The organism is Bradyrhizobium acaciae (assembly GCF_020889785.1).
In the GTDB taxonomy this organism is placed as follows: Bacteria; Pseudomonadota; Alphaproteobacteria; order Rhizobiales; family Xanthobacteraceae; genus Bradyrhizobium; species Bradyrhizobium acaciae.
The window spans coordinates 1-1,719 of sequence record NZ_JACMYK010000299.1; the positions used below are offsets into that span (position 1 = coordinate 1).

Annotated in this window: 1 protein-coding gene; it reads right to left on the reverse strand. The window is 69.1% G+C overall.

Translation table 11 applies throughout. The features are described from left to right. Positions 1–1,719: AsmA family protein (locus H8A92_RS40370; RefSeq protein ID WP_229200793.1), on the reverse strand; the 1,719-nt coding region annotated here is incomplete at both ends.

Below are 1,719 nucleotides of genomic sequence, written 5' to 3' on the forward strand. Positions count from 1 at the left end.
CACGACGGCCGGCGCAGTGGCAACCGGCGGGACGATCGGCGGCCGTGGTGCCACGACCTTCGGCTTCGCCGGCACGCGGCGTGGATCGGGACCGGGCACCGGCAAGTTGGCGGAAGGCACCCCCACCGAATTTGAGTTGGACGCATCAGGCGCCGGCGCGGCAGGAGGCGGAAGAGCCGCCGGGGTCGGCGGTGGCGCCGGTTCACCGCGCTCGATCGCATCGAGCCGCTTGGTCTCCCGGTCGATCGCGCGCACCGCAAGCCAGGACGACAACGCCGCAATGTCGATGCTGCGGGACAGCCCGTCGGGCGTGCCCACGGCAAGCAGCTGGATTTCCGGGCGGCTCGTGGCGGTGCCCACCTGCGTCGACGCCAGTGCGGCGCGGATGTCGGCCTGGTCGGCCGGAATATCGTAGCCACCGGACACGATCGCGTTGGCGCCGTTGGCCGCGAGCGTGGTGGCGCCGACCCTGATGCGGCCGTCGCGGATGTTGAAGGGAATTTGCGCCGAAGCGACCGACAGCCCGCCGGCGGCGAGCGCCGGTTCGACGATCTGCTTGAGCCTGATGTCGTCGGTCGCCTGCCCGGAATCGCTGGCGCGGATCGCAACGTCGAACGCGCGCGGATCGAGGCCTGGAAGGTTCAGCCCCTCCAGCGTCACGACGCCGCTGCCGGACAACGCGCCGATCAGCGCCGAGGCACTGCGGCCCTGCGTCAACAACGTCATCTGCATCGAGGCCCGCGCCTTGGGCATCGCGAGATTGCGATAGCGCAACGCTGAACCGTCGACATCGGACAGCTGCACATTGGCGTTGAGCGCAAGTCCGTTGACGCCCTGTCGCGCATCGATCGAGGCCGTCGCCTCGCCGCCGCCGATCTTGCCCTTGATGCCGTCGAAGGTCAGCGACTGCCCATCCGATCTGATGGTGCCGCTGACCGGCTGCAACTCGGCGCCGCCCGGCAGCAGACCGTGCAGCGCCTCGAACGTAATCTTGCCGCGCCACGCGCTTGTCAACCCCTGGCCGAGCGGCGCCGTCGCATCACGACCAACTGCGCCGATCGCAGCCGCGAAAATCGGTGCCAGCGAGATCTGATCGAGACCTATTTCGCCGTCGACGCTCTTCTGATCCGCGAGTGTCAGCGCGAGACGGCCGCGCAGCCGCGACCCGGCGACGATGCTGTCGAGATCGTCGAAGGTCAGCCGGTCGCCCACCAGCGTCAACTTCGATGACAGGCGGATGTTTGCGGCCGGATCGGATGATTTGAGATTGAGCAGTGGACTGATGTCGGCACTGCGGACACGAAGGCTGACACTGGATTTGCTCTCGCTGCCGCCGTCCTTGATCCAAGGCTCGGCGGCGCCTTCCGCGTCCACGTCGAGCCCCGCGCCCCACAGCCTCGCCTTCAGCCGCAGCGGCGCGAGCCATGCGCCGGTCACGGTACCCTCGAACTGCGTTGGGCCCGCACCGGCCGCGACCACGCGGTCAAGCCCGAGCAGCGCCAGCAGCGCGTTGCCCTCGACGGCCGAGAGCCTTGCCTCGGCCGTCACGTCGTTGCGGCGCAGTGTGTCGAGATCCAGCGTACGGATCGCGGCCACCTGCGGCGCCGCCGAGATCACTGTGTTGCCCTTGAGCTGCGGCGTGTCGAGATCGAGCGTTGCGCGCGCGCTGACGCGATCGGCGGCCTTGCCCTTCGCGAGATCGAGCGCAAGCCTGGCACG